This is a genomic window from Haloferax sp. Atlit-4N, from assembly GCF_003383025.1.
Lineage (GTDB): Archaea > Halobacteriota > Halobacteria > Halobacteriales > Haloferacaceae > Haloferax > Haloferax gibbonsii.
Genome location: NZ_PSYY01000002.1, coordinates 1122827 through 1146802, shown reverse-complemented (window position 1 = coordinate 1146802; position 23976 = coordinate 1122827). Strand labels below are relative to the sequence as shown.

At 68.3% G+C, this 23976-nt stretch carries 25 protein-coding genes and 1 tRNA gene; 8 read left to right on the top strand and 18 right to left on the bottom strand.

The window, feature by feature from the left end; genetic code table 11:
- Positions 1-63: 63 nt before the first annotated feature.
- Positions 64-1296: a digeranylgeranylglycerophospholipid reductase gene (locus C5C07_RS14860; protein WP_004976449.1), complete on the top strand. Its 1233-nt coding sequence runs from the start codon at positions 64-66 to the stop codon at positions 1294-1296.
- A gap of 91 nt (positions 1297-1387) precedes the next feature.
- Here C5C07_RS14860 and C5C07_RS14855 read toward each other — a convergent pair whose 3' ends face one another.
- Positions 1388-1750 carry a hypothetical protein gene (locus tag C5C07_RS14855; protein ID WP_004976448.1) on the bottom strand — a complete coding sequence of 121 codons (363 nt, stop codon included), beginning with the start codon at positions 1748-1750 and terminating at the stop codon, positions 1388-1390.
- A gap of 85 nt (positions 1751-1835) precedes the next feature.
- On the opposite strand from C5C07_RS14855, the gene C5C07_RS14850 reads away from it, so the two are divergent.
- Positions 1836-3068, top strand: a complete 1233-nt coding sequence (locus C5C07_RS14850) for an MBL fold metallo-hydrolase (RefSeq protein WP_115805381.1) — start codon at positions 1836-1838, stop codon at positions 3066-3068.
- A gap of 50 nt (positions 3069-3118) precedes the next feature.
- Here C5C07_RS14850 and C5C07_RS21770 read toward each other — a convergent pair whose 3' ends face one another.
- Both C5C07_RS21770 and C5C07_RS14845 read right to left on the bottom strand, forming a co-directional pair.
- On the bottom strand, positions 3119-3259 hold the full coding sequence (locus C5C07_RS21770) for a hypothetical protein (protein WP_004976446.1): 141 nt from the start codon (positions 3257-3259) through the stop codon (positions 3119-3121).
- 181 nt (positions 3260-3440) lie between these two features.
- Positions 3441-3815, bottom strand: coding sequence for an SHOCT domain-containing protein (locus tag C5C07_RS14845; RefSeq protein ID WP_004976445.1), 375 nt, complete (start codon positions 3813-3815; stop codon positions 3441-3443).
- A 242-nt stretch (positions 3816-4057) separates the two neighbouring features.
- On the opposite strand from C5C07_RS14845, the gene C5C07_RS14840 reads away from it, so the two are divergent.
- The gene (locus C5C07_RS14840) at positions 4058-6166 is read left to right on the top strand and encodes a PAS domain-containing sensor histidine kinase (protein WP_049905173.1); all 2109 of its coding nucleotides are present in this window, start codon (positions 4058-4060) and stop codon (positions 6164-6166) included.
- 16 nt (positions 6167-6182) lie between these two features.
- Here the strand turns inward: C5C07_RS14840 and C5C07_RS14835 are convergent, their stop codons facing one another.
- Positions 6183-6458: a hypothetical protein gene (locus C5C07_RS14835; RefSeq protein ID WP_004976443.1), complete on the bottom strand. Its 276-nt coding sequence runs from the start codon at positions 6456-6458 to the stop codon at positions 6183-6185.
- A 44-nt stretch (positions 6459-6502) separates the two neighbouring features.
- On the bottom strand, positions 6503-6991 hold the full coding sequence (locus tag C5C07_RS14830; protein ID WP_004976442.1) for an Lrp/AsnC family transcriptional regulator: 489 nt from the start codon (positions 6989-6991) through the stop codon (positions 6503-6505).
- Between the two features lie 202 nt (positions 6992-7193).
- Between C5C07_RS14830 and C5C07_RS14825 the strand changes: the two genes are divergently transcribed.
- Positions 7194-8141, top strand: coding sequence for a DMT family transporter (locus tag C5C07_RS14825; RefSeq protein ID WP_115805380.1), 948 nt, complete (start codon positions 7194-7196; stop codon positions 8139-8141).
- Between the two features lie 44 nt (positions 8142-8185).
- On the opposite strand, the gene C5C07_RS14820 is transcribed toward C5C07_RS14825, so the two are convergent.
- The 4 genes from C5C07_RS14820 to C5C07_RS14805 all read right to left on the bottom strand — a co-directional run bounded on the left by C5C07_RS14820 (position 8186) and on the right by C5C07_RS14805 (position 11985).
- Entirely contained in the window at positions 8186-9106 is a 921-nt protein-coding gene (locus C5C07_RS14820) for a DMT family transporter (protein ID WP_004976439.1), read from the bottom strand.
- A gap of 318 nt (positions 9107-9424) precedes the next feature.
- Positions 9425-9709, bottom strand: coding sequence for a DUF6360 family protein (locus C5C07_RS14815; RefSeq protein ID WP_004976438.1), 285 nt, complete (start codon positions 9707-9709; stop codon positions 9425-9427).
- A gap of 85 nt (positions 9710-9794) precedes the next feature.
- A complete protein-coding gene (locus tag C5C07_RS14810; protein ID WP_050459232.1) occupies positions 9795-11573 on the bottom strand; it encodes a nitrite/sulfite reductase in 1779 nt (592 codons plus the stop codon).
- A gap of 88 nt (positions 11574-11661) precedes the next feature.
- A complete protein-coding gene (locus C5C07_RS14805) occupies positions 11662-11985 on the bottom strand; it encodes a hypothetical protein (protein WP_004976436.1) in 324 nt (107 codons plus the stop codon).
- 304 nt (positions 11986-12289) lie between these two features.
- On the opposite strand from C5C07_RS14805, the gene C5C07_RS21765 reads away from it, so the two are divergent.
- Together C5C07_RS21765 and C5C07_RS14800 are read left to right on the top strand one after the other, a co-directional pair.
- Entirely contained in the window at positions 12290-12460 is a 171-nt protein-coding gene (locus C5C07_RS21765) for a hypothetical protein (RefSeq protein WP_004976435.1), read from the top strand.
- 191 nt (positions 12461-12651) lie between these two features.
- The gene (locus tag C5C07_RS14800) at positions 12652-13326 is read left to right on the top strand and encodes a hypothetical protein (protein ID WP_004976434.1); all 675 of its coding nucleotides are present in this window, start codon (positions 12652-12654) and stop codon (positions 13324-13326) included.
- Here the strand turns inward: C5C07_RS14800 and C5C07_RS14795 are convergent.
- Positions 13314-14558: a M20/M25/M40 family metallo-hydrolase gene (locus C5C07_RS14795; protein WP_004976433.1), complete on the bottom strand. Its 1245-nt coding sequence runs from the start codon at positions 14556-14558 to the stop codon at positions 13314-13316. The two genes, C5C07_RS14800 and C5C07_RS14795, sit on opposite strands and share 13 nt — an antisense overlap.
- 86 nt (positions 14559-14644) lie before the next feature.
- On the opposite strand from C5C07_RS14795, the gene C5C07_RS14790 reads away from it, so the two are divergent.
- Positions 14645-14718, top strand: a tRNA-Lys gene (locus C5C07_RS14790).
- A 78-nt stretch (positions 14719-14796) separates the two neighbouring features.
- On the opposite strand, the gene C5C07_RS21325 is transcribed toward C5C07_RS14790, so the two are convergent.
- Both C5C07_RS21325 and pepF read right to left on the bottom strand, forming a co-directional pair.
- Entirely contained in the window at positions 14797-14970 is a 174-nt protein-coding gene (locus C5C07_RS21325) for a hypothetical protein (protein ID WP_158546588.1), read from the bottom strand.
- Between the two features lie 394 nt (positions 14971-15364).
- The gene (gene pepF, locus C5C07_RS14785) at positions 15365-17164 is read right to left on the bottom strand and encodes an oligoendopeptidase F (RefSeq protein WP_004976432.1); all 1800 of its coding nucleotides are present in this window, start codon (positions 17162-17164) and stop codon (positions 15365-15367) included.
- A gap of 378 nt (positions 17165-17542) precedes the next feature.
- On the opposite strand from pepF, the gene C5C07_RS14780 reads away from it, so the two are divergent.
- Positions 17543-18880 (top strand): M28 family metallopeptidase, encoded by a 1338-nt coding sequence (locus C5C07_RS14780; RefSeq protein WP_115805379.1) that lies wholly within the window; start codon positions 17543-17545, stop codon positions 18878-18880.
- A gap of 12 nt (positions 18881-18892) precedes the next feature.
- Here the strand turns inward: C5C07_RS14780 and C5C07_RS14775 are convergent, their stop codons facing one another.
- The 6 genes from C5C07_RS14775 to C5C07_RS14750 all read right to left on the bottom strand — a co-directional run bounded on the left by C5C07_RS14775 (position 18893) and on the right by C5C07_RS14750 (position 23953).
- Complete coding sequence (locus tag C5C07_RS14775) at positions 18893-19240, bottom strand: hypothetical protein (protein ID WP_115805378.1); 348 nt, start codon at positions 19238-19240, stop codon at positions 18893-18895.
- A gap of 108 nt (positions 19241-19348) precedes the next feature.
- Complete coding sequence (locus C5C07_RS14770) at positions 19349-19996, bottom strand: HAD family hydrolase (RefSeq protein WP_004976428.1); 648 nt, start codon at positions 19994-19996, stop codon at positions 19349-19351.
- Between the two features lie 64 nt (positions 19997-20060).
- The gene (gene truA / locus C5C07_RS14765) at positions 20061-20954 is read right to left on the bottom strand and encodes a tRNA pseudouridine(38-40) synthase TruA (RefSeq protein ID WP_115805377.1); all 894 of its coding nucleotides are present in this window, start codon (positions 20952-20954) and stop codon (positions 20061-20063) included.
- 69 nt (positions 20955-21023) lie between these two features.
- The gene (locus tag C5C07_RS14760) at positions 21024-21491 is read right to left on the bottom strand and encodes a universal stress protein (protein WP_115805376.1); all 468 of its coding nucleotides are present in this window, start codon (positions 21489-21491) and stop codon (positions 21024-21026) included.
- A gap of 117 nt (positions 21492-21608) precedes the next feature.
- Entirely contained in the window at positions 21609-22904 is a 1296-nt protein-coding gene (gene hisS, locus C5C07_RS14755; RefSeq protein ID WP_050459236.1) for a histidine--tRNA ligase, read from the bottom strand.
- 143 nt (positions 22905-23047) lie between these two features.
- Positions 23048-23953, bottom strand: coding sequence for an EamA family transporter (locus C5C07_RS14750; RefSeq protein WP_004976423.1), 906 nt, complete (start codon positions 23951-23953; stop codon positions 23048-23050).
- Positions 23954-23976: the final 23 nt, after the last annotated feature.

The window sequence follows — 23976 nt, the reverse complement described above, 5'->3', positions numbered from 1 at the left end:
CGCTTGTTACAGAAAGGGTGTGTAACGCGTACGACCAACCCTACCGGTGATGCCTACTCTACAATGACAGACAACTACGACGTGATTATCGCAGGCGCGGGCCCTGCAGGTGGACAGGCGGCACGAGACCTCGCCGCCCGAGGCTACGACGTGTGCGTCCTCGAAACCGAGTCCGAAGACGAGTTCCCCTCCAGAAGCAACAAGTCGACCGCCGGGACGTTCCCGTCGGCGATGGCCTCGTTCAACATCCCCGACGAGGTCGTGATGAACTTCACCGACGATGTCGTCTTGGAGTCCCCGAACCACCATTACTACCGGCACCAGCCCGGTGCGGTCCTCGAGTTCGCGGACTTCAAGAACTGGCTCGTCGACGAGGCGGAAGCCGACGGCGCGGAGTACCGCTTCGACGCGCGCGTCTCCAAGCCGATCATGGAGGGCGGCGAAATCGTCGGCGTCCGGTACAACGGCGACAAGGAAGTGTACGCCGACATCGTCATCGACGCGACCGGACCGAGCGCGCCGCTCGCCAAGGCCCTCGACGTGTGCGACCTCAACCGACAGAAGCAGGCTATCGGCATCGAGTTCGAGTTCGAGGGCATGGACCTCGCGCCCGAGGGCTACGGCGACCTCACCGACGCGATGATGCTTCGGCTCGACCACGACATCGCGCCCGGCGGCTACTCGTGGATATTCCACACCGGCGGCGACACCGCGAAGGTCGGCGTCTGCTACATCCAAAACGAGGGACACCGCCACAACGCCAAGTCGGGCTACACCATCGACGACTACCTCCAGTACTGGCTCGACACCGACCCGCGCTTCGCGAACGCGGAGCGCATCGCGGGCAAACAGCACCGCGGCTCCGCACACATCCAGCTTCCGGGCCGCATGAGCACGGACAACTTCATGGCCATCGGCGACACGGTGCCGACCGTCGACCCGCTGTGGGGCGAGGGCATCGACAAGTGCATGCGCTCGGGCCGGGTCGCGGCGGCGACCGCCGACCGCGCGCTCACGAACTCCGAGCGCGACACCTCCGCGTCCGAACTCGCCATCTACGACCAACTGTGGCACGAGCGCGTCGCGCCGAAGGTCAAAAACCGTCTGTTCATGACGGAGATGCTCTACCGCGCCTCCAACGAGCGCTACGACAAACTGCTCGAAGACCTCCATCGCCTCCCCAACGAGCAGTTGGACGCCGCCAACGGCGGCAGTCCCCTCGCCATGTTCCGCATGCTCAAGTTCGAAGACCTCTCCATCCTCGCCTCGACCGCGAGGGAGTGGTTCTCGAACTGAGCGCCGGGAAGCGCGCGCGTTTCTTTCGGTCCCCGCGCTTCGCTGTGTATCTCTCGCGGTTCCCGTCTCGCCTCTCTTTGTCTCCCCAAACTCACTCGCCGCCGCCGTCACCGAGCGTCGCCAGCGCGTCGGCCAGCGCCGCCCGCGCCGACGCGACGTGTTCGTCCGCCGCCTCGTCTTCGGTTTCGCCGACGTTCGACAGCAGGTGTTCGACGTGGCCGAGTCGCCTCCGAACCACCTCGTCGTCCGGGAGCGGGCCGACCGCGAGGTCGCCCGCGACGGCCTCCGCCTCGCCGAGCCACCGGCTCGCCTCCTCGCGGACGGGGCGGGTCGCCGTCGCGGCGAGTCGGTCGTGGAGCGTCGTCACCAGTCGGTCGAGGTCGTCGCGGTCGGCCTCGGTGTCTGGTTCGAGGTCGTCGCCACCGCGGTCGGATTCGGGGTCGGAGCCGGTCACACCTCGGGAGACGGCGGCCGGCGTGAAAAGCGTCGAGTGCGGCGGGACCGACGAGCAAAAGCCCCTCCGGTCGGTACTGCCGGCAATGAAACTCCAGTTCCTCGGCGGGGCCGAGGAGGTCGGGCGCAGCGCGATTCTCGTCAACGACTCGCTGCTGCTCGATTACGGGATGCTGACCGGGAACCCCCCGCAGTTCCCCGTCGGCTCCGTCGACCCCGACGCCGTCGTCGTCTCGCACGGCCACCTCGACCACGTCGGGACGGTCCCCTCGCTCCTCTCTGGCGACGACTGGCCGGCGGTCCATTGGACGCCGCCGACCGACGAACTCGCCCGGACGCTCGCGCGCGACACGCTCAAACTCCACGGCGGGAGCTACAACTGCCCGTTCACCGAGACGCACGTCCGGCGGATGACCCAGCAGTCGGAACACCACGACTACGGCGAGCCGTTCGAGGCCGCCGGCCACGAGGTCACGTTCTACAACGCCGGGCACATCCCCGGCAGCGCCCACGTCCTCGTCGACGACGGGGAGACGCGTCTGCTCTACAGCGCCGACTTCCACACCGACGACCAGCGGTTGGTCTCGGGCACGACCGACCGCCCGGACGCCGACGTGGTCATCTGCGAGTCCACCTACTCCGACGTGGAACACGACGACCGCGCGACCGTCGAAGAGCGCTTCGTGGAGTCGGTGCGGACGACCGTCTGGGAGGGCGGCACCGTCGTCGTCCCCGCGTTCGCCATCGGCCGGACCCAGGAGATTCTCATGGTGCTCGACGCCCACGACATCGACTGCTACGTCGACGGCATGGGGACGCGCGTGCTGCGGATGCTCCGGAACCACCCCGACTACGTCCGCGACGCCGCGGCGCTCAAGCGGGCGAAGTCGAACGCGCGAATCGTCTCGGGTCGAGACGGTCAGCGAAAGCGCATCGCCCGGCAGAACTCGGTCATCGTGACGACGAGCGGGATGCTCTCGGGCGGGCCGGCGATGACGTACATCTCCGAGATTCGGCGAGACCCGACGAACAAAATCTGTCTCACCGGCTATCAGGTCGAGGGGACGCCGGGCAGAGAACTGGTCGAGCGCGGCCGGTGCGAACTCAACGGCGGGGTCGTCCCCGTGGCCGCCCGCGCCGAGATGTACGACTTCTCCGCCCACGCCGACCGGCACGGGCTCCTGTCGTTTCTCGACGACTACCGCGGCGCGCCGGTGTTCGTGAACCACGGCGACCGCTGTGCGACGTTCGCCGAGGAACTCCGGGCCGACGGCTACGAGGCCGCGGCTCCAGAAATCGGAGCGACGGTCGAGGTCTGAGGCGCGCGGCGACCAGCGCGGAGCGACCCGACGTCGCCGGTCTCCGGCGCTCAGTCGCGCTCGTCGTCCGTCTCCGGGACCGCTATCGACCGGCTCGCGGCGACGCACGCGGACACGCGAAGTCGCGTTCGCCGCGACCGAAAGCGACCGAGGAACGAACCGAACGACCCATCGGATGAATCCGAACTCATGGTTTTAGGTTGGCCTAAATAATTATAGTCGTTGCGGTCGGCGCGCGCACTCTCTCCGACGGAGGCGGCCGCGCGCCGACTCCCCGGGACCGCTTCTCGCCGACCGCCTTTCGCCGACCGCTATCCGGCCGAACCCCTTCGTTTCGCCTGCAACGCGGCGACTGTCCCGAGTTTCGACGCGTCAGTCGCGTTCGAGTCGCTCGCGGCGGCGGTCGAACTCCTCGTCGTCGATGTCACCGCGGGCGTAGGCCCGGCGGAGTTCGTCGAGCGCGTCGTCGCTCCCGCCGCGCAGGGCGCGGAACAGGAGGACGCCGCCGCCGACGACGGCCGCGAGGACGAGCAGTTGGCCGAACAGTCCCATCCCCCACATCCACCACGGGACGGTCCCGCCGGTTCCGCCGTGCATCCACGTGTCGTGCATCCAGCCGCCGCCCCACCCCATCGGCATGCCGCCGCCGAGGCCGGCCATCCCGAAGAGGACGGGGAGCGCGAACAGCGCGGCCAGCGCGAGCAGGACGATGCCCGCGAGTCGCGTCGAGTCGTTTGTCGTCGTCATGGTGTTCACCGAGGCGGTGGTGTCCGCCCCACAGGTGTCAGTACGCGCTCCACGTTTAGGTCGATTGTCGCTTCGACGCTTCGGGTCCGACGGGGGATGAAGGTTCGATTTCGTCGGTTTCTCCTCGCCCGAACTTTGGAATCTTCGACGCGGGCGAGTCCGACGGTCGGTCGGACCGCGGCTCGTGATTCCGAACCGACAGCTGTCGGTTCATACTTGAACCTCGCTCTCTTCTCGCCGGTATGCCTGGTCGGTTGACTGTCCTCGTCGTCAGCGAGGACGCCGCCGTTCGCGAGCGTCTCGCGACCGAGCTCCCCGATTCGATCGGCGACGCGACGACCGACGTCCGCGTCTCGGCCGTCGACGACCTCGACGCGGTCCACGCGGAACTCGAACGCGCTCGTATCGACTGTCTCGTCGTCTCCACTGGGATCACGGACTCGGAGGGTCAGCCGCTCGTCTCGAAGCTGCGGGTCGACGGCGTTCCGCTCGTCTCGTTCGAGCGGCCCGCCCCCGACGAACACGACCTCGACAACCTCGGCCGCGTCGTCTACGACGCCGCCCGGAACACCGTCGGCTCGCTCGACCACCGCGCGCTCTTCGAGGCCGTCAACGTCGGTCTCGCGGTTCGAAACCTCGAAACGCTCGAACTCGTCGACATCAATCAGCACTACCTGGACATCCTCGGCGTCGGCCGCGCGGCGGTCATCGACACGAGTCCGACGCACGTGACCGCGGACCTCCCCGGCTACGACGACGAACGCGCCCTCGACGAGGTCGAGACCGCCCGCGAGGAGGGCGGGTCCGTCTTCACGTGGCCCATCGAGAACGCGTCGGGCGACACCGTCTGGATTCGCGTCAGCCTCACCGTCGCCGAGATATCGGGGCGGGACCGACTCATCTCGACGGTCGAGGACGTGACCGAAGAGCGCCGGCGCGAACGCGACCTCGAGGCGTTCAAGGGCGCGGTCGACGCCGTCGACGCCGGCGTCACCATCACCGAGAACGACCGGCACACGTACGTCAACGAGACCGCGGCCGACATCTGCGGCTACTCGGACCCCGAGTCGATGCTCGGGACGGGCTGGAATCACCTCCACGACGAGTCGGAGCTCGAACGGCTCAGAGAGACGATTCCGCCCGCGCTCGAAGCCGACGGCAAGTGGCAGGGCGAGGTGGCGATTCGCCGGCCCGACGACGAGCTCGTCCCGGTTCGGTTCTCCATCACGTCCCTCGAAGGCGACCGCAACGTCATCGTCTTCCAGAGCCTCTCCGAGCAGAAGGCGCGCGAGGACGAACTCGAACGGAGCCGTGACTTCCTCGAACGCACCCAGCGCATCTCGAAGGTCGGCGGCTGGGAGCTCGACCTCACGACCGACACGCTGGCGTGGACCGACCAGACCAAGCGCATCCACGAGGTGCCGCTCGACTACGAGCCGAACGTCGACGACGCCATCGAGTTCTACGCCGCCGAGGAGCGAGACCGGGTCCGCGAGCTGTTGGACCGCTGTCGGTCCGAGGGCATCCCGTGGGAAGACGAGTACCGACTGGTGACCGCGGAGGGGTCTGAGCTGTGGGTCCGCACCCGCGGCGAGCCCGTCATCCGCGACGGGCGCGTGGCGGCGCTCAGAGGGACGATTCAGGACGTGACCGCCCGCCGCACCCGCGAGCGCGAACTCGAACGGACGAACGCCGAACTGGAGGCGCTCAACCGAATCGTCCGCCACGACATCCGAAACGACATGGCCGTCGTCGTCGGCTGGGCGGAGCTACTCCGAGAACACGTCGACGGAGAGGGCGCGGACATCCTCTCGCGCATCCTCTCGACGGGTCGCCACACCATCGAGATAACCGAGGTCGCCCGCGACCTGATGGAGACGATGAGCGGCGGCGGCGTCGAGACGCGCCCGATGTCGCTCGTGAACGCCGTCGAGCGCGAACTCGCGGTCCGCCGCGAGGCGTTCCCGCACGCGACGTTCGAGGTCGACGGCGAGATACCCGACGTGGCGGTGCGCGCGAACCCGCTCATCGCGTCGGTGCTCGGTAACCTCTTCAACAACGCCGTCCAGCACAACGACGGCAGCACCGTCGTCACCGTCTCGGCGACCGTGGACGACGACGCCGACATGGCGGTCATCCGCATCGCCGACGACGGTTCGGGTATCCCCGACGCGCGGAAGTCGGTCGTCTTCGGGAAGGGCGAAAAGGGACTGGAGAGTACCGGCACCGGCCTCGGACTCTACCTCGTCCACCAACTGGTCGACTCGTTCGGCGGCGAGATTCACTTCGAGGACAACGAGCCGACCGGCACGGTCGTCGTCGTCTCGCTCCCGCTCGCGTCGGCGGACTGAGCCGACCGCGACGCTCTCAGACCGTGTCGGTCGGCTCGTGCGACTCGGCCATCTCGGTCGCGGCGGCCGCGTACGCCGCTCTCGTCTCCTCGTCGGAGACGCGGCCCAGTTCGTCCTCGGGCACGTCGACGGCGGCGTAGGTGTCGCGCACGTCGGACTCGAAACTCGTCAGCGAGCGCTCTTTGCGGTGGTAGCGCGTCCCGTCGGTGGTCGCGTACACGAGGATGATGATGTTCTGTTCGTCGTCCGAGTAGGTCCGTTCGACCAGCCACGTTCGCACGTCGTTCGACATGGTCGATAGTACGCGACGAACCGTGATACGTCCCCGGCCGATTCTCAGTCCTCGATGCCGAGCTCGTCGAGGAGCGTCTCCAGCGTGTAGCTCTGGAGCGCCCGGTGGCTGTCGCGCATCGCGGAGATGACGAACGTCGAGTTCGTCCGCTCGACCTCCGGCGTCGCCTCGAAGTCGCTGATGAGGCGCTCCACGCGGTCGGAGTCCGCGAGGTGGGCGACGACGATGAAGTCCGTCTCGCCCATGGTGAAGTAGAGCTGCGTGACGCCCTCTATCTCCAGCAGTTTGTTCCCGACTTCCTCGTACGACCCGCTGTAGTCCGCCAGCACCTCCACGACCACGGTGACGCCGAGTCCGAACGCCTCTAGGTCGATGTCGTAGAGGTCGTTCTCGATGACGCCGTCGTCCTTCAGGTTGTTCAGGCGGTAGTGGATGGTCGACACAGGGATGTCTGTCGCTTCGTGTAGCTTCTCGGGACTGCCCGTCCCGAGGTCCGCGATGGCCTTCAACAGGCGCACGTCGCGTTCGTCCATACCCTCTCGTTGCGGTCGGTGACGTAAGTCCTTGTTCTGTCCGCCGTTTTCGCCACCTCTCTCGAGCTCTCGAATCATCACGAATTATAGAAACTTTAGAACAGCAAAACCACGAATCGTTCCTCTAAAATTCAATTCAAACCCAATCTCTTGTAGAAGGATTTAACAAGATGTGTCTCTGAGAACTGAAACAGATTCGACCATGACGCGAACCACTTGGAGAAACATTCCGACGACGCCCCTGCTTTTCGTCGCGCTCGCGGCGATGTGGGGCACCTCGTTCGTCGCCATCGAGGTCGGCTTGGAGTTCTTCCCGACGCTCTCTTTCGCCGCGCTCCGCTACGAACTCGCGGGGCTCGTGATGCTGGTGTACGCCTGCTACTCCACCGACCGCTGGCGACCCGAGACCAGAGACGAACTGCTCGCGACGGCCATCGGCGCGGTGTTCATCATCGCCGCCTACCACGGCCTGCTCTACCTCGGACAGGAACACGTCCCCGGCGCGGTGGCCTCTATCATCATCAGCCTCTCGCCCATCCTGACTGCGGTCTTCGCCTCGGCCATCCTCACCGAGGGGTCACTGGGGAAGACCGGGACGCTCGGCCTGTTCGCCGGTTTCGCCGGTGCCGTGCTCGTCGCCGACCCGGTCTCGGCGTTCTCGGGGTCCTCCGGGTCGGCGCAGGGACTCGGCATCGTCCTCATCTTCCTCGCGGCGGTGTCGTTCGCCCTCGGTGCGGTCCTCACCCGCCCGCTCCGGAGCGACCTCCCGGTCCAGTCGATGCAGGCGTGGTCGATGCTCGGTGGCGGTGTCCTGCTTCACGGCTGGGCACTCGTCCGCGGCGAGTCGCTTTCGACCATCGAGTTCGCCCCCGCCGGCATCGCGTCGTTCCTCTACCTGACGCTCGTCTCCGGCGCGGTGGCGTTCCTCCTCTACTTCGAACTCTTAGACCGCCTCGGGCCGACCGAACTCAACCTCATCGGCTACGTCGAGCCCGTGGTCGCGGCGCTCATGAGCTGGGCGCTCCTCGGACACGTCATCGACACGACGGCGCTCGTCGGCTTCGGAGCCATCTTCTTCGGCTTCGCGGCGATGAAAAAGGAGACGCTGGTGTCGGTCGCCGTCGCGGTCCGGCGGCGGGTCGCGGCCTGAAATCGGTCCGCGTTTCGAGTTCTGTTCTATGCTGTTCTCTTCGCTTATTCAGCTTCCGCGGGGACGCTTCCCCGCAGGCCGACCACCCGGGCCACGCTGTCGCGCTGGACCAAGATGAACCCCGAGAGGATGACCCCGAAGCCGAGGACGGTCGCCGGCGAGACGGACTCACCGAGGAACGCCCAGCCGGTGACGGTGGCGACGACAGGCATCGCGTAGGCGACGAGGTTGCCGCGGACCGGGCCGGCCTCCGCGAGGAGCGCGAAGTAGACCGGGTAGGCCGCGGCGGTCGCGGGCATGCCGACGTAGAGAATCGCGGCGACGAGTTCCGGCGACCACGCGACCTGCGCGATTGATTCGCCGAGACCGAGGCTGGCGGCGTGGATGCCGACGGCGGCGGCCGCCATCGCCCACGCGGTCTGCGGGAGCGTTCCGATAGAGGGGCCAACGCGCTTGAGCAGCACAGTCCCGAAGGCGACCGACAGCGCCGAACAGACGATGAGCGCCTGTCCGACGCTCCCGCCGCCGAGGACGCTCTCGGGGCCGACGATGACGACGACGCCGACGAGTCCGAGCAGGATGCCGGCGGCGTCGACCGCGGAGATGCGCGCGTCGTCGAGGAGCAAGACGGCGAACACCGGGGAGGCCACGGGCATGATGCTGTACATGACGGCCGCCGCGCCCGTCGTCGCGTGCTGCTGGCCGAGGAACAGGAACACGTTGTTCGCCCCGAGGACGAACGCGGCGCTGGCGAGGATGCCGAGCGCGTCCGCGCGGGTCCGCGGGAGCCAGTAGCCGCCGCGGACGGCGACGAGCGTCAGGAGGACGACGGCGGCGACGTCGACGCGGAAGGCCGCAAAGAGCACCGGCGGGACCGAGCCGATGGCGGCCTTGATGCCGACGAAGGAGGTGCCGAACAGCACCGCGGCCGCGACGAAGAGGACGAGGGTCCGGTGACGGCTCACGCCACCACCCCCCGCGCTGTGGCCGGCGTTCGATTCGCCGGGTGGGCGCGGGAGGTGGAGTGCGGTCGACGCTCGGTGCGTGGACGGCGTAAGGGCGTCGTCTGTATCACAACACATCCTGCGACTTCCGAAGGCATATGTCTAACGATTGGGCTTGTTGCAACACAATTCGAGCATTCGAGACACAGATTCACACGATTCGTTGACTAAATCGGGATAGAAGTTCTCATGGGTGGTGTTGCCACGAACCGTCGGGCTCGCGCGGGCGGTCGCGCCGCTCGGGGCGTCGAACGGTCGTCGAAAATCGGGGGGCCGCGGTCAGTCGCGCTGTTCGGCTTCGACGCGGTCGGCGTGCTTTTCGAGGTCGGCCGCGAGGGTTCGAGCCTCCTCGGGCGACAGCGTCAGTTTGTCGGCGTGCGGCGGGAGCGCGTCGAGCTGCGTCCAGTCGAGTTCGAGTTCGAGGGTAATCTCGTCGGGGTGCTTCCGCGGCGAGGTGACGTTGCACACCGCGAACGCCGACTCCTCGAAGTCGTGACCCGTCGCCGACGCGTCGACGAGGTCCAGCGTCGTGTAGGCGTTGACCTTCAGGATTCGGTCTGGCATCTGTGATTGAGTATCGGCGTCGTCGTAAATAGGTAGCGCGGCGGCGAGTCGTCACCGACGCGGATCGGTCCCGAGACGGGCCCGCTCAGTCGTCGCTCGTGATGGGCGTGCCGTCACCGTGGGTCGGCGCGGGACTCGCGTCCATCGAGTCGTCTTCCGCGTAGGGGTACCACGTGCGCTTCGTGTTGTGCATCATCGGGTCCTCGTAGCTGGTCTCTTCGGGTTCGACCAGTTCGGCGAGGTCTTCCTCGTCCGTCCGGGCGACGAACTCGCGGAACGTCTCGTCGCCCTCGCGGCGCGCTTCGAAGTTCGCGAGCAGGTTCTTGATGGCACCCGGCACCTCGTCGACGGGGACGCGCTGGGTGACCCACTCGGCGAAGTTGGGGTTCTCGCCGAGACCGCCGCCGAGACCGATGTCGAGCGCCTCGACCGGCTCGCCGTCCTTGCGGGTCTTCATGCCCCGGAGGCTGATGTCCGCAATCTGCGGCTGGGCGCAGGAGGCCGTACAGCCCGAGAGGTGGATGTGGAAGTCCTCGACGCCCGCGGGGAGTTCGACGTTCTCCTTGAGCCAGCGGGCGTAGCGGACCTGCCGGTTCTTCGTCTCCACGATGGAGAGCGAACAGAACTCGGTGCCCGTACAGGCGATAGAGCCGCGCATGAACGGGTGCGGGTCGGGCGAGTAGTGGTCGAGGAGTTCCTCGTCCTGCAGCGCGTCGAGCTTCTCTTCGGGCACGTCGGTGATGATGACGTTCTGGCGCTGCGTGACGCGAACCTCGCCGGAGCCGTACTCGTCGGCGACGCGGGCGAGCTCTTTCGTCTCGTCGACGCCCATGCGGCCGACGAGGACGTTGAGCCCGACGTAGTAGTTGCCGTCGGCCTGCTCGTGGATGCCGACGTGGTCGGCGTGGCCGCCGTTGGCGTAGCCGGAGTTGTAGGAGTACTCCGAGCGCAGGTCTTCGCCGGCGGTCTCCAGTTCGAAGTCGACGAACTCCTCCTGGAGGACGTTGCGGAACTTCTCCGCGCCCCACTCGTCCATCAGGAACTTGATGCGGGCGTTGTAGCGGTTGTCGCGGTCGCCGTTCTCGCGGAACAGCGCGGAGATGGCTCCCGAGACCTCGGCGGCCTGCTCGGGCGTCACGAACACGTCGATGTCGCGGGCGAGCCGCGGCTCGTTCCGCGAGAGGCCGCCGCCGATGCGGATGTTGAAGCCCTTCGTCTCCTCGCCGTCTATCTCCTTGGTCGCGGGTTCGAGCGCGAGGTCGTTGATGTCGCCCTGTCCGCAGCCCTCGCGGCAGCCGGTGATGGAGACCTTCCACTTCCGCGGGAGGTTCGAGTGGTCGTCGTTGCCTTTGAACGTCTCGTTGAGCTCCATCGCGACGGGGAGCGCGTCGACGTGCTCGTGTTTGTCCTTGCCGGCGACGGGGCAGCCGACGATGTTCCGCCACGAGTCACCGCAGGCCTGCTGCGTCGAGAGACCGACCGATTCGAGCTTCTCGAAGATTTCCGGGATGTCCTCCAGTTTGATCCAGTGGAGCTGAATCGACTGGCGGGTCGTCCAGTCGACGTAGCCGTTGCCGAAGATGGGGTTCTCGGCCGGGCCGCGGGCGTACTCGTCGGCGACTTCCGCGACGACTTCGGTCTGGCCGGGCGTCAGCACGCCGTTCGGCGTCCCGATGCGCATCATGAAGTAGCTCTCTTGGCCGTTGCGCTGGTGGTACAGGCCCCACCATTTGAAGCGCTCGAACCAGGCGTCTCGCTCGTCTTCCGGGATGGTGTCCCAGCCCTGCTCGGCGAATTCGAGCAGGTGCTCTCGTATCTCGTTACCGTAGACCTCCGACTTCCAGCGTTCGACGTCCGTGGGCATTCGTATGAATGTCCATATACGTGCCCACGTAAGGCCCCGAGCGTACCGTCAACCCTTCCCGGTGCTGCCCAAAAGCGGAGAATGTTGCCTATTCATCGTCGTCGCCGCGTCGAACCGGGAGGACAACCCGCTCGCGGTCGATATCGACGAATTCGCCCTCGCGGAGCCTCCCGACCGGAACCCAGCCGGGCACGCCCGCGTGGCCGCAGGCGATGCACTGGCCGTACACCTTCGCGGAGACGGTTCTGCCGTCCGCGCCGACGTCGAGGACGTTCTCGACGACGAAGTCGGGAAGCTCGCACCCACAGAATGACGGGTCGTCGAGCCGCCAGAGTTCGCTCACGCTCACTTCTCTGGCGTCGTTCACGGAGACCCACGCCCCGTCGTCGAGGACGCGTAGGGAGACGCTCATACCTCACCCTCCGCGCTCCGGCTACCTATGCGGGGCGGCGCCCGCAATCCCCGCGGGGGAGCGCGACGCGCGTTCCGGCGGTCGTTCCGGCGTAGTCGTGCGATTGTGGCCGAAATCGGCCGTCAGAGGTAGGGGCAACCCGTTCCGGTAGCCGGGAGTGGGGGTACACATTACAGGTGCGGATTCCCTTATGCGGGTCCGCCCGGTACGTGGTGGTGATGAGTGACCACCGCACCGCCGTCCGACAACACGCCTCCGCCGACGTCGCCCCAGAGCTGTTCGAACCGTCACGGGAGGGCGACGCATGACCGGCGAGGCAGAACTCGAACCCGAACGCGACCGCGAGGCCGACGCCGAGGTCGAGTCGTCGACTGAGGTAGACGAAGAAGACCCCACGGCTCACCTCAAAGACCTCGAAGACGGTGCGGGCTGTACCGAAATCTGGTCGCACCTCTCGGAGTCCCGCGAGGAGTAACCGCCCGTCGACCGGCCGCTGACCATCTACCGCCCGCCCGTAATCGGTCGGCGTCGGCGTATCCCCGCCCCGGCCGTCCCTCGTTTGCCGGCCTCCAGCCGCTCGCCCGTGTGCCGCCCAGCGACCGGTCGCGCGCGAATCTCGCCTCTCGGGGGGACGTTTTTAAGCCAGAACGCGTTACCGATTCGTAGATGACGAACGACGAACGCCGACGAACGACTGAGGTCCCGGCCGACCGACGGGAACCGGTCGGTGAACCGGTCGTCCGCGGCGACCCCGCCGTCACGGGCGACCGCGCCCGCGAGGCCGTCGGCTTCGACCCCACCGACCCCGACAGCCTCGCCGAGGCCGCCAGAACGGTCCGCTCGTTTTCGGAGTCCACCGCCGGCGACGACGACCACGTGTTCATGCTCCGCGGCGCGGCCGCCTGCGCCGCGCTCGTCCGCGGCGTCGGCTCCTACAAGCGCGCCGCCGAGCGCGCCGGCGGCGACGTGTCCGTCTCCTTCATCCGCAAGTGGGCCCGCGTCCACGACCTCCCGCAGTCGGTCCGCCGGCACGTCGCCCGCGGTAGAATCGCTCCCACGGCCGCAAAGCACATCGCCCGCGTCTCCGGCGACGCCAGACTCCACCTCGCGTGGGCCACGCTCGACGCCGGGTTGACCGTCCGCGAGGTCCGTCGCCTCGCCAGCGAGGTCAACGACGGCACGCCCGTCGTGGACGCGCTCTCGGCCCACGGCGTCGATATCGGCACGCTCGAGGTGACGCTCCCGGCCGACGTCTACCTCGAACTCCGCCGCCGCGCCTCGCTCGAAGACGCCGCCCCCGGCGACGTGGTCGCGGACGCCCTCGACGACTACCTCGACTGAAGAAAGCGCGTCGCCGTCTCCCGAATCACGTCCCGCGCGACCCCGACTTCTTCCCACTCGACGGTCTCGTCAGGGAAGTGCGCCTGGTCGATGTCGCCCGGTCCGAACAGCACCGTCGGGATGCCCGCTTCGACGTAGTGCCGCGAGTCCGCCCCGTAGGTCACGCCGACCGGTTCGTCGTCGCGGCCGTCCGCCCGCAGCGCCCCGCGCAACGACTCCACGACCGGTTCGTCGGCGTCGATTTCGGCCGGCTCGAACTGCACCGAAAAGCGCTCGAACACCGGCGGGTGCGCCGAGAGCCATTCGTCGTCGGCGACGACGCGCGCCAGCCGTTCCTCGAATGCGGCTTCGACCTCGGCGACCGTCTCGCCCGGCGCGACGCCGAGTCGCCACTCCGCGGTGAGCGTCCCCGCGACGCTCGACGCCCACGTCCCCGCCTCGACGCGGCCGACGCAGACGGGCCACGGAATCGGGTAGTCGAAAAGCGGGTGGGTGACCGCGTCGGTCCGCTCCGATTCGAGGTCGAAGAACGCTCCGCGAATCGCCTCGAACTTCTCGATGACGTCCACTCCGCGCCAGCGCGAGGCCGCGTGCGCCGTCCGCCCGGTCAGGCGGAGTCGCTTCATGACCGAGCCCTCGGTGGCGACGACCGGCTTGAGCCGCGTCGGTTCGGCGACGAGCGCGGCGTCTCGCTCGAACGGGTAGGGGGTGTCGAGCGCGGCCGCCGCGGCCCCGATGCCGCCTTCCTCCTCGCCGACGACGCTCTCGACGACCACTCGCCCGTCGAGGTCGAGGTCGCCCGCCTCGACGGCGTCTCGGAGGTCGAGCGCGGCGAAGACGCACGCCGCGAGCCCCGCTTTCATGTCGGCCGCGCCGCGGGCGCTGACGGTGCCCGCGTCGTCGTCCCAGTCGGGTAAAAACGGGTCGTGGGTCCACAGTTCCCTGTCGGCGGGCACCACGTCGACGTGGCCGTTGAGGACGAGCGTCCGGCCCGCGTCGGGGTCGCCGAACTCGAACGCGCCGGCGACGCTCGGGCGGTTCGCCGCGTCGATGTCGTCGGGGTCGTCGGGAAACGACGGGTGTTCGGCCAGGCGCGCCGGGTCGGCGGTCCACTCGTAGGTGTCGAAGCCGAAGTCGTGTAGCCGGTTTTTGACCCACTGCTGGGCCGGGGCCTCGGCGCGGGCGACGCTCTCGAACCGGAGCAGGGTGTCCGCGAAGTCGCGCAGGTCCATATTATGGGGGACGGCAACAGGGTACAAAGCAGGCGGGGGCTGTGAAAATAAACGCTTATCAGTATCCCCATTTAAAGAAACTCCGAGGGCTGGTAGCTCAGTTAGGCAGAGCGTCTGGCTTTTAACCAGACGGTCGGGGGTTCAAGTCCCTCCCAGCCCGTTTCTGCGACGAACTTCGTGCGGAGTGCAACGGCTCTGGAGTCGTCGAATCTGGTGGCGAGTCGCGCGGAACGTAAAGCTACGCTTCGCCGTCCTCACCGGTCGCGTCGTCTTCTCGCTGCCTGATTTCCGCCTCCACCGGCGGCTCGAGACTGATGAGCTCGTAGAACTCCCCGTCTTTTCGAAAGCCGAGCACCACCTCGTCGACCCCCGTCGCCTCGTCCAAAGTTAGCGTTAGATACTCTTCTGCCACGTCTGGTAGCCCCCCGAAACGTGTTACTCATCCAACCACACAAATGTTCTGGCAGACGCACGGTTCCGTGCGAAATTCGGACACGGCCGATAACCGTCACTCCGTGTTCATGCGAGAATCCTCGGAACTCGCGAATGGGACGTGCAGTTCGCCCACACTGCTGACGCGTCCCCGCGCGGGCGACACTGTGCGCTCACGTCGTCGGCGCAGTCGGTCGCAGTCCGGAAGCGGCGAACATCCTCCGTCCCGTGGCAGCCGCCGACGGGTGGCAGGGGGCGACCGAGCGCCCGAAGACGTTCGCGACGGCACCGGCGAGTCCGACGTCCGCACCGACAGCGCGTCCGGGCAGGCCACGCTCGCTCAGGTCGGTTGCGGCCGCCCGCGGCTCTTGGGGTTATTCGAGGTCGAGGAGCGTCGCGGCCTCGTCGAGGAACTCCGCGTAGACCGACATCGCGTCCTCGATGGGTTCGGGCTCGGTCATGTCGACGCCGGCGGTTCGGAGCACGTCGAGTGGGTACTCGCTGCCGCCGAGCGCGAGCGCCTCGCGGTAGTCCGCAGCGGCGGACTCGCCCTCCTCGCGGATGCGCTCGACGATGGCCGCCGCCGCGGAGATACCCGTCGCGTACTGGTAGACGTAGTAGTTGTAGTAGAAGTGCGGAATACGCATCCACTCGCGGGCGATGCGGTCGTCGGTCGCCGCGGGCTCGTAGTACGCCGCCTTCAGGTCGCCGTACAGCTCGTCGAAGCGGTCGGGCGTGAGCGCGCCGTCGTCCTCGATTATCTCGTGAATCTGGAGCTCGAAGTCGGCGAACATCGTCTGGCGGAACAGCGTCGAGCGGAACCGTTCGAGGTACTCGTCGAGGACGTGCGTCCGGAGTTCGTCGTCGTCGACGTTCTCCAGGAGGTACTCGGTCAGGAGCGTCTCGTTGACCGTGGAGGCGACCTCGGCGGTGAAAATCTCGTAGCTCGCGTCGTGCCACGGCTGGGCGTCGTTGGCGAGTTCGGAGTGCATCGAGTGACCCAGTTCGTGGGCGAGCGTGAACATCGACGCCGCGTCGTCCTGGTAGTTCATCATGATGAACGGCTGGGTGTCGTAGGTGCCCGCGGAGTACGCCCCGGAGCGCTTGCCGCGGTTCTCGTACACGTCGACCCAGCGGTCTTCGAGCCCCTCGGCCATCCGTTCTTGATACGCCTCGCCGAGCGGTTCGACGGCCTCGACGATGTACTCCTTCGCCTGCTCGTACGGAATCTCGGGGCCGTGGTCGCCGGTGAGAGACACGTACAGGTCCCACATCCGGAGTTCGTCCGCGCCGATGGCCTCGCGCTTCAACTCGGCGTGGCGGTGGAGGTGCCCGAGGTTGTCGCGGACGGTGTCGAGCAGGTTGTCGTACACCTCGACCGGGACGTTGGGGCCGTCGAGGGCGGCCTCGCGGGCGGTCTCGTAGTCGCGGATGCGCGCGGTCTTCACGTCCTTCTTGACGCTGTTTTTCAGCGAGGTACCGACGGCGTTGCGCACGTCGGCCCAGCGGTCGTAGAACTCCTCGTGGACGGTCCGGCGGAACTCGCGGTCGGGGTGCTTCTGGAGCTTCGTGAAGTTGCCCTGCGTGATTTCGACCGACGTCCCGTCGGGCTTTTCGACGGTCGGGAACTCGAGGTCGGCGTTGGCCAGCATGGAGTAGATGTCGCTGGACGCGCCGGTCACGTCAGAGAGGTCGGCGAGTACCTCTTCGACCTCCGCGGAGCGGGTGTGTTCTTTCGTCCGGAGCACGTCGTCGAAGTAGTGCTCGTAGGCGTCGAGTTCGGGTTCTTCCTCGACGAACTCGGCGACGCCGTCGCGGCCGAGTTCCTGCAGTTCGGGGTCGAGGTAGCTGACCGCGCTGCGGGCCTTCGACGCCAGCGCCTCGGCGCGGCCGGCCTGCGCCTGGTACTCCTGGTTCCGGGTGTCCTGGCTGCTGCGGAGGTTCGCGTAGGAGACGACCATCGACACCTCGCGGAGCACCGACTCCATCGTCTCGAGGAGTTCGAGGAGGGTCTCGGGGTCCTCGGTGGCGCGGCCCTCGTAGCTCGCCAGCTCGGGAACGCGCTCTGCGACGTCCTCGTACGCCGCCTCCCACTCCTCGTCGGAGGCGTAGATGCTGTCGAGGTCCCACTTGTACTCCTCGTCGATGTCGCTCCGCTCGGGAACCGAACTCATGTCGGGTGATTCGACGCACGCGCGGGTGGTAAGCCTTATCAATCGACGGGCGAAGCGGGGTCGAGGAGGGCGGTCGCGTCGCGGTTAGTGTCGGGTCGCTCTCGCTTCTCGGACCTGCGAGCCGTCCCGGACTAAATCCTCGCAGTGCGGACAGACGCGGGGGGCGTCCATGCCCTCCGGGGCGAACACCCTGACGTAGCCTTCCGTGACGAAAGAATTGCAGTTCTGACATGTAGGCATGGCGGTCGTGCGTACCACGTCAACTGAGTTAGATGTTATGGGCGATTTTCGCCAGCCGACACCGGAATCGGATGCGAGGCTCGCCCGGCGAGTTCCGGCGGCGCAAACCACTTTGACCGGCGGGCGTGTGGAAGCCCCATGGACGACCTCTCCCCCGCAGTCCGCGAGGCGTTCGCCCGGACGTGGGTCGACGACCGCCCGTGGGCGTTCCTCACCGACCTGACCGCCATCGGCGACCGGATGGCCGGCGGGCCGGGCGACCGTCGCGCGAGCACGCTCGTCGCCGACGCTTTGACCGACGCGGGCGTCGAGCGCGTCGAGTTCGACCCCTTCGAGATGGCCCGGTGGACTCGCGGCGACACGGCGCTCGACCTCACCGCCCCCGACGAGCGGCGCTTCGAGGCCGTCGCGCTCCCGTACGCCCCGCCGGCGACCGTCTCCGGCCCACTCGTGGATGTCGGCTACGGCACGCCCAGCGAAATCGACGCCGCCGACGTGGACGGCGCGCTCGCCGTCGCCAGCACGACGACCCCCGCCGGCGGCCGGTTCGTCCACCGGATGGAGAAGTTCAACTACGCAATCGACGCCGGGGCGGTCGGCTTCGTCTTCGTCAACCACGTCCCCGGGCAACTCCCGCCGACCGGGGCGCTCCGCTACGACGAGGAGGCCGCCGCTCCCGCGGTCGGCGTGAGCGCGGAGACCGGGTCGTGGTTGACCGACTACGCGACCCGCGGCGGCGAGGCGACCCTCGCCGTCGACGCCGAGACGACGCCCGGCGAGAGTCGGAACGTCGAGGGCCGCGTCGGCCCCGACACCGACCGCGAACTCATCTTGTGCGCCCACTTCGACGCCCACGACATCGCCGAGGGCGCGCTCGACAACGGCTGCGGCATCGCGGTCGTCCTCACCGCGGCGCGACTCCTCTCCGAGATGGACCTCGACCTCGGCGTCCGCGTCGTCGGCGTCGGCGCGGAAGAACTCGGGCTGACCGGCTCCGAGCACCTCGCGGACCGCCTCGACCTCGACCGGGTCGCCGCCGTCGTCAACGTCGACGGCGCGGGGCGGTTCCGCGACCTCGTCGCCCACAGCCACACCTCCGAGGCGACCGCCGAGGTGGCCATCCGGGTCGGAAACGAGACGCGCCACCCGGTCGAAATCGAACCCGAGCCGCACCCCTTCAGCGACCAGTGGCCGTTCGTCCGCGCCGGCGTCCCGGCGCTCCAACTCAGGAGCGAGAGCGGCGAGCGCGGCCGCGGGTGGGGCCACACCCACGCCGACACCCGCGACAAGGTCGACGACAGAAACGTCCGCGAACACGGGATGCTGACCGCGCTCATCGTCCGCGAACTCGCGGCGGCGGCCGCCGACGGTGAGATACCGCGGCTCGACGACGACGAACTCGCGGCGGCGTTCCGCGACGCCGACTTCGAGACGGGGATGAAGGCCGCGGGCATCTGGCCCGACGGCTGGGAGTAGGAGTAGCGCCGGTCAGTCGTCCGCGGACGGCTCGGAGCCGCCGGCCCGGTCGCCGCTGGGGTCGTCGCCGCGGTCGCCGTCCGAGCCGTCGCGCCCGTTTGCCTCGCCGTCTGCGACCTCAACCGTCAGGTCAGCCTTCGACAGCGCGCTTTTCGTCGCGGCTTCGACGACCATCCCGGCCCCGATGACGACGTAGTACATCCCGTAGACGAACGTCGGGACGGCGACGAGGAGGTAGAGCGCGAGGCCGGCGATGCCCGTCGTGCTGGCGAGGAAGCCGCCGACGGCGTTGCCGATTCCGATGATAAACAGGCCGAAGACGATGCGGAGGGTGGCGTCCCACGCGGCGGACCGGTCCATGCGTGAGCCGACGGCGAGCCGCGTGATGTGTCTACTGGTCGATAGGCGGTGTAGGGCTGCGGCGGGCGCGTGGCACGGGGCCGCGGCGGAGGGTCGCTCCTCCGGCCGTCAGCACACCGCGAGCAGTTCGTCCAGCGAGTCGAGTTCGTAGGTCGGCTCGGCGGCCAACTGGTAGCCGTCGCGGTGGGGTCGGCGGATGAACGCCGAGTCGATGCCGGCGCGGTCGGCCGCGACCACGTCGACGTTGCTGTCGCCGACGTAGAGCGCCGAGTCGACGCCGAGTTCGCCCATCGCGCGCTCGATGTAGTGGGGGTCCGGCTTCTTCACCCGAGCGCCCTCGACGGTCGGGTCGCGGCCGTAGGCCACCTCGAAGCGGTCGTCGATGTCGAACACGTCGAGGATGTGTTCGATGGTCGCGTGCTGGTTGTTGCTCACGACCGCCAGCGGGTGGTCGATGTCGTCGAGGGCGACCACGTCGTCGTACAGCGGCTTCGTCCCGTTTTCCAGACACGCGCGCTGGGTCGCCGCGGCGTGACTCTCGTGGTGCGACCAGAAGTCGTCGACCGGCACGTCGTGGACCGCACAGATGCGGCGCAGGCGCGTGAGTCCGCCGTTGATGACGCCGTCGACCGTCTCGGTCGTCGGCTCGACGTCGAACTCGGCGAACGCCCGTCTGACCGCCTCCCGCTGGACTTCGAGGAGCGTCGGCTTCGTCAGCACGCCGTCGTTGTCGAAGATGACAGCGTCGTAGCACATGGTCGGAGGTTCGCACCCGGGCCAGGATAACGTTACTATGTGCGACCCCAACCGCTCCGGAGGGCTATTGACTCCTTGTGCCCCCGCGGCTCCCCCCGACGCCGCCGTCGTCGTCGGCGGCGTCGGCGTTCCCGTCACCGAGGTCGCCCGCCCGCTCGACCCCGTCACGGATGCGCGAGCCGACGCGCCAGCCGATGCGGTCCGCGAGGGCCTGCTCGCCGAAAGCCGCGGCGGTGCTCTCGGCGGCCATCGAGTCCACGTCGAACTCGACGTTCGGGTAGTCGACCGCCGTGAGAAGCAGGGGGGTCGGCGGCGCGGCCGGGACGCCCTCGGGGCCAGCGAGGTGGTCGGGACCGAGCACGTCGTCCACCTTCGACGGCGGGGCCGCGCCCGACCCCACGGCGCGGACGAGCGAGACGAGTCTGCGGACGAGTTCGCGGGCGAAGCCGCCGGACTCGACGCGGACGAGGAGGAAGTCGCCGTCGCGGGTCAGGTCGCCGTCGATGGCCCGGACCGTCCCGTGGGCGTCGGGGGTGAGGTTGTGGAAGTCGTGTTCGCCGCGGCAGGCGTCGAACGCGTCTCGCGCCCGGTCGTCGTCGAATCCGTCGCTCGGGGCGTGGAGGTCGTAGACGTACTCGCGCCGGGTCGGTCGGTGCCGGGCGTGGAAGTCGTTGGGGGCGTCGGCGTCGGCCCACGCTCGGACCGTCCCCGGTAGCTCCGAGTTCAGCGCCCGCGGCGTACACCAGTCGGGACACTCGAATGCGACGGTCTGGGCGAGCGCAGAGACGCCCGCGTCGGTCCGCCCGGCGGCGGCGTAGTCGGTCGGCTCCTCGTCGTCGTCGCAGACGCCGAGCGCGCGGCAGGCGTCGAAGAGGGCGTCCTCGACGGTCGGCACGTCCGGCTGTCGCTGGAACCCGTGGTACGGGCGTCCGTCGTAGGCGACGCGGAAGGCGCGCATGCCGGCTGATTTCCCGGCGGACTACTTAACCGACTCCAACCCGGTTCGACGGCTCCGGTCGTCCTGTGACTACGCGTCTGCGTCCAGCGACTCCTCCTCTTCGATGGGGGAGTCCTCGCTTCGGATGGTGAGCACCGGCACGTCGGCCATCCGGAGCACGCGCTCCGTGACGCTCCCGAGCAGGTAGCGCTCGATGCCCCGGCGGCCGTGGGTGCCCATCACGATGAGGTCCGCGTCGACCTCCTCGGCGTACTGGAGAATCGCCCGGTGCGGCGAGCCGTGTTCGACGGCCGTGACGACCTCGACGCCGACCGGGTCGGCCGCCTCCACGGCCTCGGAGACGATGCGCTCGCCTTCCTCCTCGTAGGCGCGGACGAGGCCGCCGGCGTCGAGTTGGGTCGCGTGGAGGACGCGTTCGTCGACGACGTAGAGTGCGTACACCGTCGCGTCCGCCGTCGCGGCGAGGTCGATGGCGCGGTCGAGCGCCTCGTCGGCGGGGGCGCTCCCGTCGAGCGGGACGAGAATCCTGTCGTACATGTCACTCGTCTGTACGACGGGCGGGAACAAAAGAGCGTGCGCCGGTTCCGGGTCGCGAGAATCCGGCGGCAGTCGGCCGGTACGAGGACCGGACTTCCCGGTGCGAGCCGGCGTTCGCTACTCGTAGTCCTCGTAGGTCGGCGCGTCGCGGTCGCCGGGGAAGTCGTCGACGGGGACGGTGGTCTGGTCGCCGCTCGCCATGTCCTTGACCGTCACCTCGCCGTTTTCGAGGTCGCGTTCACCGACGATGACGACCGTGTCGGCGTTGACGGAGTCGGCGTAGGACATCTGCGCGCCGAAGCTCCGGTCGGACACGTCGGCCTCGACGACGTTGCCCGCGGCGCGGAGGTCGCGGGCGATGTCGGAGGCGACCGCGCGGGTGTCGCCGACGGTGAGGAGGTAGTAGTCGGTCGCCAGTTCCTCCTCGGGCCAGACGCCGGCGCGCTGGCAGAGCAGTTGGAGCGTCGCGCCGCCGATGCCGACGCCGACGGCGGGGGTGGGCTGGCCGCCGAACGACTCGATGAGGTCGTCGTAGCGGCCGCCGCCGAAGGTCGCCCGCGACACGTCGCCCGTGGAGTCGAAGCACTCGAAGACGACGCCGGTGTAGTAGTCCAGCCCGCGGGCGGTCGAAAGCGACACCTCGCAGAACTCGCCCGCGCCGAAGTCGTCGGCGGCGGCGAGGACGTTCCGGAGGTTCTCGACCGCGGCTTCGACGTCGTCGCCGCCGAACTCGGCGATTTCGTCGAGGTCGCCGCGCTCGATGAGGTCGGCGAACTCGCCGGCCTGGTCGTACGAGAGCCCGGCGTCCGAAAGCAGGCCGAGGTACTCCTCGCGTTCGACCTTCTCGGACTTGTCGACGGCGCGGACCGCGTCGGCCACGTCCACGTCGGCGTCGAACGACCGGAGCAGACCGCCGAGGATGTCGCGGTGGGAGACGCGGAACTCGAAGTCGTCGGCGGTGAGGCCGAGGTCCGTCAGCGCGTCTGCACAGAAGGCCAGAATCTCGGCGTCGGCCTCCGGCTCCGAGGAGCCGAAGATGTCGGCGTTGGTCTGGTAGAACTCGCGGAAGCGGCCCTGTTGGACCTGTTCGTAGCGCCAGAACGGTCGGGTCGAGACCCACTTGATGGGCTTCGACAGCGCCTGCTGTTTGGCGACGACCATCCGGGCGACCGTCGGCGTCAGTTCGGGCGTGAGGGTGACCTCGCGGCCGCCCTTGTCCTCGAAGGCGTACAGCTCCTCGACGATTTCCTCGCCGGACTTGTCGACGTACATCTGGGTCCGTTCGAGGTGGGGCGTCCCGATTTCGCGGAAGCCGTAGCGGGCGGCGGCGGTCTCGACGGTGTCGACGACCTCGCGCCGGGCCGACATCTCGCCGGGATAGAAGTCACGAAATCCCTTGAGTCGGTCGTACATGCGCGTTGGTTGGCGAAGGTCGCGCTTGAAACCTGTTGTTCGGGGCGGCGAGCGGTCGTCGGTTCGCCGTCGGTTCGCCGTCGGTTCGCCGTCGGTTCGCTGTCGAGTCGCCGGCGCGGTGCGGTTCGTCGAGCCGCGACCGATTACCCGACCAGCGCCGCGAGCGCCGAGAGGTCGCCGAGGGCGATGAGCGAGACGCCCGCGACCGCGAGGACGGCCGCGGCGAGGCGGAGGCCGAACTGGGACTCCTTGAGGACGACCCCGCCGAGGACGACGGCGACGATGGCCTGCGTGTTGACGATGGGCGAGGCGATGCTCGCCGGCACCAGTCCGAAGGCGGTCGAGGTGACGTGCTCGCCGACGGCGACCAGCGCGCCCGCCGCGACGAACTTCGGAACGTCGCCGCGAACGCTCGTCCAGTTGCGGGCCGCGACGGGCAGAACGGCGAGCGCCGCACCGGTGAACAGCACCGGGACGAACACGCTCGTCGGGATGCCGAGTTCCTGCAGGGCGACGCGCTTTCCCACGTCGCTGGCGGCGTAACAGGCCGCGCTCGCCAGCGCGAGTTGGGCGGGCCGCGAGCGGACCGCGCGCCGCAGCGGGTCGAGGAACGCCCCGCCCTCGTAGTTCGCCACGTAGACGGCGACGGTGGCGACCGCGACGCCGAGGACCTGTAATCCGGTCAGAAACTGGTTCAGAAACAGGATTTCGATGGGGAGGACGAACACCGGGACGAGCTTGTTGATGGGCGCGACGTAGGACACGTCACCGGCGGCGAGCGCGTCGACGAACAGGATGAACGCGACGCCGACCAGAACGGCCGTGCCGGCGACGATCAGCACGCCGGTCGCGCCGAGTTCGGCCAGCGAGGGCACGGCCGCGGGGTCGTACGTCACCGCCGTGACCGGGAGGTACAGGAGGACGGCGAAGGCGTTGACGACGACCGTGATGACCGCGCCGGAGTACCCCGGAAAGTACCGCTTCAGGGCGAAGATGTAGACGCCCCAGACGAACGCGGCGAGAACGGAGTAGGCGATGCCGGGGTCCATGATTCATCCGGCGCGCGGCGGGG